This window comes from Streptomyces bobili (genome assembly GCF_002154575.1).
Taxonomy (GTDB): domain Bacteria; phylum Actinomycetota; class Actinomycetes; order Streptomycetales; family Streptomycetaceae; genus Streptomyces; species Streptomyces bobili.
This window is the reverse complement of sequence record NZ_MUBA01000535.1, coordinates 1-5844: the sequence shown is the minus strand read 5'-3', so window position 1 is coordinate 5844 and position 5844 is coordinate 1. Positions and strand designations below refer to the sequence as shown.

At 72.0% G+C, this 5844-nt stretch carries 4 protein-coding genes and 1 pseudogene; 4 read left to right on the top strand and 1 reads right to left on the bottom strand.

All coding sequences use genetic code 11. The features are described 5' to 3' along the window. Positions 1-2706 (bottom strand): annotated as a pseudogene (locus tag BZL64_RS32900) (hypothetical protein); the annotation flags it as partial. A gap of 1163 nt (positions 2707-3869) precedes the next feature. Here BZL64_RS32900 and trhA point away from each other — a divergent pair. The 4 genes from trhA to BZL64_RS32880 form a co-directional block, all read left to right on the top strand. Beyond that, on the top strand, positions 3870-4634 hold the full coding sequence (gene trhA, locus BZL64_RS32895) for a PAQR family membrane homeostasis protein TrhA (protein ID WP_425276093.1): 765 nt from the start codon (positions 3870-3872) through the stop codon (positions 4632-4634). Between the two features lie 162 nt (positions 4635-4796). After that, entirely contained in the window at positions 4797-5138 is a 342-nt protein-coding gene (locus tag BZL64_RS32890) for a hypothetical protein (protein WP_086772766.1), read from the top strand. Between the two features lie 116 nt (positions 5139-5254). Beyond that, a complete protein-coding gene (locus BZL64_RS32885; RefSeq protein ID WP_086772765.1) occupies positions 5255-5626 on the top strand; it encodes a DUF952 domain-containing protein in 372 nt (123 codons plus the stop codon). Next, positions 5617-5844 (top strand): ribbon-helix-helix domain-containing protein (locus BZL64_RS32880; protein ID WP_107430386.1); only part of this gene is annotated, 228 nt, incomplete at its 3' end. The genes BZL64_RS32885 and BZL64_RS32880, both read left to right, overlap by 10 nt.

Below are 5844 nucleotides of genomic sequence, written 5' to 3'. Positions count from 1 at the left end.
CACGTCCCGGTGGGCGGCGGCACGCGCCCCGGTGGCCGCGTCGAGCCGTTCCTTGCCCGCGCCGTCCATCGTGAACGCGGTCGGCGTGAGCAGCCGGACGTCCTGCTCGTCCAGCCGCAGTCCGCCGAGGAGCTTCGCCTCGGGCGTGTCCTGGCCGGGCGCGCCGGGGGTGAGGGCGCGGGCCGCCTTGCGCTGCCGGCTGGTCATGGTGACGTCGACGCTCAGACCGAGGGCGGCGCCGAACGCGCTCGCGACCTCGGAGCCGTTGGTGAGGACGTCGGTGCGTACGGTCGGCCCGCCCTGCCCGCGCCGGGTCGTCGTACGGGTGCGGTCGGCGCGGACCGAGGCGGTGAGGGCGCCGGGGATCAGCCGGAACTGGCCGAGGGCCATCCCGCCGATGGTGCGCGAACTCGCCCGCCCGCTCTGCGTGCTGGAGGCGACGCCGGTGTGGCTGCGCACCAGCCAGTCCTTGGCGTCACCGAGGTAGCCGGTTTCGCGGAGTGATCCGGTGACCCGGAGCTGTACGTCGTGGGCGTGGAACCGGCTCTTGCGGCGCAGCCGCACCCGTACGCCCGTGGACAGCAACTGGTCCTTGTTGACACGCAGGTTGGTCTCCGACAGGACGGCCACCAGCTCGCGGTAGTTCTGCCGTTGGACCTCCGCCTCCTCCGCACTGACGTTCCCGGGCTGCCGGTCGGCGCCGAAGGCGGGCAGATAGCCGGCCAGCCGCGGATCGGTGCCGAACAGGTCGAGGACGGCCTTCGTCATCGGCGCGGTGTCGAGCCGGCTGATGGCCACGCTGGAGCCCATGGCCCCGAAGGGAAGATGCCGCACGACGTGCGCGGGCGCCTCGGGTCCGTCGGACCTGTCCGTTCCGTCGGACCTGTCCGTTCGCGCAGTCTTCGGCCCCTCCACCCCGTCCCGCTTCGGCCGTGTGAGGAAGTCGCCCGCGGTCACCCCCTCCGGCAGCGGCAGCCCCAACTCCCGTGCCTCGTCGGCGCGCAGGCTGATCCACACCTTCATCGCGTGCCGGGCCGTACGGTCGCCGCGCCCCGCCCGGACGAGGGGCGACTCGGGTCCCGTGCCCTCGGCGGTGAACCGGACGGTGCCCAGGTAGAGGACCTTGTCGCCGCGCACCTCCGCACCCTGCCGGCTGGACACGGTCTGCTCGGCGACGGTGAACCGTGCCGTGCGGGCGCCCACGAGCGGCATGGCCGTACCGCGGACGGCGGCGGCGTTGCCGAGGACGCCGACACCGAGCGCGGGCCCGATGCCGAAAGTGCCGCCCCGGCCTTTGCCCGCCGCGTCGGTCACCGAGTGCTGGGCCTGCTGGTGGGTGCGCAGCTGCGTCCTGCCGGTGGCCCAGCCGGGCGCCAGCTCGGTGATCGCGGCGCGCATCCGGTACGTCCCGGTGGTGGACCCGTCCCGGCTGGTCAGGTCCTCGCCGACGACTCCGTCGCGCAGCAGCCGGGGCAGGTCCTCCAGAACGGTCGAGGTCGCCGTGGCCTCGTACAGCCGGGCCCGGCCGGGTGCTCCGGGCCAGGTCAGGGACGGGTGCAGCACGGAGGCGACCGCGTCGAACAGGCCGCCGCCCCCTCCGTGGGGGGCGGCGCGGTCGGCGAGGGCGAGGGGGGCCATGGAGTCGGCCAGGGAGATCCCGCGAGCGGTCTCGGCGCGCAGCCGGCGCGGGCGGCGCGGCGCCCCCGCGGTCACCGGCACGAGGTGTTCGGTGGGCACCCGCATGGTGAGGGAACCGGTTGCCGAAAAGGTCTGGGCGCCGGGGGTGCCGTCCTTGGCGATGCGGACGCCGTAGCGGACCCGGCGGGGCACCTCGACGGACCCCTTGTCGCTGCGCAGGACGCGCGGCTCGGCGGTGCCACGCTGGCTGCGGGTGTCCCGCGAGGACTGGAAGGGCTGCGCGGACGCGGTCATGGCGCCGCCGACCCAGACGCCGGGGGCGACGGGCGCCAGCCCGAACGCGGTCATGGCCGCGCCCGAGGAGGCGGAGGAGCCGGCGGAGCGGCCGACGGTGGCGGACGTGTTGTGGTGCATGTCGATCTTGGTGGCCGCGTCGAGGGCGTTGCCGCCGCCGGGGGCGAAGGTGCCGGGGCGGTCGTCGTCGGCGGTGGACAGGGTGACGGTGACGTCGTAGCGGTCCTGGCCACGCGGCCCGGTGACGGCGAACGCGCGGCCCTGCCCGTAGAAGGTCTCGGGGCGTCCGGCCAGCTCGGCGACGATATCGGTGATCGTCTCGTCGCGGTGGCCGATGACGGTGACGAGGGTGGTGGAGACGAACTCGTGCCCGGTGAGCCGGTACGCCGACGACAGCCCTGGTGCTTCGAAGTCCTGAAGGTAGGGCGGAAGTTCGAGGGAGTCCTCGGCGACCTCGGCGATCGGGGCGGGCGTGGCGGCCGACCGGCCGCGCGCCCCACCAGTCCCCAGCGAGCCACCGGCTCCCCGCGCTCCCCGAAGTCCCTGCGCTCCCCGAGTTCCCCACGCTCCATGCGGCCCACGGCCCTCGGAGCGACCGCCGGAGGTCAGCGCGCGGGCGGTCGCCGCGTTGCCCGCCGTCTGCTGGAGCCCGAGCAGCGGATTCGCCGCGGGCGCCGCGCGTGAAGGCTCGGGTGCCACCCGCGACGGCTCGGGCGCCCGCTCGGGGGAGCCGCCCCGCCGGTGGTCGTCCGCCGTCTGTCGCTGTCCATGCACGCGCGTCAGCGTAGGGACGGGGCGGCGACCGGAGCGGCGCGCGCGGCGATTGTTCAACTCCCGTACGCCGAAAGGTCGCCGGAGCCGCGCTCGCGGCCCCGAACGCCCAGGTGGGACGGCCACCTCCGCTGCCCCGCCGACCCCCTCGGTCACCCGCGACGACCCAGCGCGCCTCGACCGTTCGGCCGATCCGCGGGGCAGATCGTCCGCCTGCCGTGAGTCCCCCGGCTGGCGGGTACGGGCATCGCTCCCGACGAACGGCAGAGTCCGCCGCGGCTGACCCGAGCGACGCCCGTCCACCTTCCGCCGCTGTTCGATGCCGATTTCCTCGCCGTCGAACTCACGAAAATCTGTGATGTCTGGAGTAGACATTGGTGGGCGACGTGATTATGGTTTCTCTCGTAGCCAGAAGGACCGCAGGGCCCGGCAGACACGAACTGCCAGGCAGAAGTATGTAGTTGCAGTAGTTGGTCGCATTACGCAGTTGCAGTACGCAGGGCGGTTCGGTGGTGGAGTCTCGAAGCCAGAGCAGTTGCAGGACGGCGACGGGACTGACGACCGGACCGGGTGGCCCGCAGTGATCAGGGGCCGCCATGAGCAGGACCAGCAGTGAAGTGAGTGAGCGGTACCTCGGTGAAGGCGTCGGCTGCGGGCGCGCGCACCGGGAGGTCCGGCAGTGGGGTTCCAAGCCAGAGCAGACGCAGGACGGGCGACGGGGCTGGCTGCCGGAGAGTGACAGCGGTGCTGACACAGGCCGCTCGAGCAGTACGCGGTACCAGCAGAACGCAGTCCCCTGTTTGGCAAGAAAAACGTCCGGCAATCAGTGCCGGGCAAGCAATTGATCACTGAGGGATGAACGGAGGAGCCGAGCGCCATCAGGATCGCCCGGGCCGATGTGTTGAACCCGGGTACCGCAGGACATCGATAGTGAGGTGGTCTCCGGTCAAGCAACCGCGATCCCGGTATCCCCGACGGCTTTTCGGTCGGGTGTGCGGAAACAGAGGGCCGGCGCAGCACGAAGGCCGGCAGATGGTGTAGCAGTTCCTTCGGGCCCTGGCGCCGTACGGCGCCAGGGCCCTCCACATGTGCCCAGAGTCGGACGAGGAAGCGCGGCAACGCCGAGGTGGACCCGTCCGCCGAATCCGGTACCAGAATATGAGCGCATGATCGCCGAAGATTCTCCACAGCCGTCACCCGAACGGGAGTCCCCCACCCGCCTCGGCACCGCACGCGACCCCCTCCGTGTCCCGGCGGCCGATGTACCCACCGGCCAGGAGAGCGGGGTGGAGCGCGCGGCGGCGGTGCTGAAACCGAGAATGCGCGGCTGGCTGCACGCCGGCGTGTTCCCGCTCGCGCTGGCCGGAGGCATCGTCCTCATCGCCCTCTCCCGCTCCGCCGCGGCAGTGGCGGCCTGCGCGGTGTACGCCGTGTCGGCCTGTCTCCTGTTCGGTACCAGCGCGGTCTACCACCGCGGAACGTGGGGCTCGCGCGGGGAGGCGGTCCTGCGGCGGATGGACCACGCGAACATCTTCCTGATCATCGCCGGCACCTACACCCCGCTGGCGGTCCTGCTGCTGCCCACGCACAAACAACTGGTGCTGCTGACCGCGGTGTGGGCGGGCGCCCTGGCCGGCATGGCCTTCCGCGTCCTGTGGATCGGGGCTCCCCGATGGCTCTACACCCCGTGCTACATCGCGCTGGGCTGGGTGGCCGTCTTCAACCTGCCCGACTTCGCACGTGCCGGCGGCACCGCCGTCGTCGTACTCGTCATCACGGGCGGTCTGCTCTACACCGCGGGCGCCGTCGTCTACGGACTCAAGCGGCCCGACCCGTCACCAGCCTGGTTCGGCTTCCACGAGGTCTTCCACGCCCTGACCATCGCCGCGTTCACCGCGCACTACACGGCCATCCTCCTGGCCGCGACCTGACCGCGCCGGTTCCGGAGGTACGGCGTCGAGTGTCCGGCGTCCGGTGTCCGAGCCGAAGCACCTCCGTATCCTGGACGGCGACATGGCTCATCCGGGATCAGACGCTCACGTCGCGTGAGTCGTTGGCCTTCGCCGAACAACAGCTGGGGGAAACGTGGCCGCATGGTGAACCCGGTTCGCCCTGTCCTCACCTCCCTGTTGGTGAACCTGCTGATCGGCATACCGACGGCGGCCCTCGTGGCGTGCGCCCGCTGGTACGCCAAGTACGGTCACTGCTCGTACGAGGACCTGGGCCGCCCCGACCTGGACCAGTGCACGTACGACCAGATCGAGAGCAGCGGCTTCGCGCTCTTCGGGCTGATCGCCTCGGCGCTGGTGGTGGTGAGCCTGGTAGTCCTGTTCGACGTGGTGAAGCCTCTGAGGGCGGGCCACCCGATCGCCCACCGCCTGCTGACCCTTCCCGCCGCCCTGCTGCCGTACGCGTTCCTCATGACCGCCGCGTAGCCCCTCAGCGGCGAAAACCGCTGTCCGTTCGCCGGAGCACGGCGACAGACAGCCGGAGGGTTCCAGGGGCGGAGGCGGCGGACGATATACGGCACGGCACGGGATATAACCGAACGGTGATCTACCACCTCGTACCGAAGGCGGAATGGGACGCCCGCCCCGACCGCCCCTACGCGCCCGCCTCCCTCGGCGAGGACGGCTTCGTGCACTGTTCGCCCGACGAGGCGACGACGTTGGCCATCGCCGACGCCTTCTACCGCACGGCCCCGAGACCCCTCCTGGCGGTGCTCCTCGACGAGGACCGCCTGACCGCCCGCTGCGCATGGGAGCCGGCGGCCCCGGCCCCGCCTCCGGGTGTCCCCGACTCCGCCCTGTTCCCGCACGTCTTCGGCCCCCTCGACCGCGGCGCGGTCACCCGCGTCCTGGAGGTCCGCTGGGACGAGGAGGGCAGGGCGGCGGAGCTGACTACGCTGGGTACATGTCCCTGAAGCGCATCAACGTCTACGCCGACGCCGACGACCTGGCGATCATCAAGGAAGCGGCCAGGCGGCGAGGCGTGAGCGAGGCGGAAATCATCCGGCAGGGCATCCACCTCGCCGCGATGGCCAACCGCGTCCGCGACGAACCGCCCCTATCCCGCACCTTCGCGGGGCCCGGTCGTACGGCGTCCAGGGCCGAAGTCCGTGACGCCGTACGACCGGGCCCC

Bases quoted from the DNA above. Each gene is read 5' to 3' on its own strand.
- BZL64_RS32890 (WP_086772766.1), top strand. From the start codon at position 4,797: ATGGTGAACCCGGTTCGCCCTGTCCTCACCTCCCTGTTGGTGAACCTG.
- trhA (WP_425276093.1), top strand. From the start codon at position 3,870: ATGATCGCCGAAGATTCTCCACAGCCGTCACCCGAACGGGAGTCCCCC.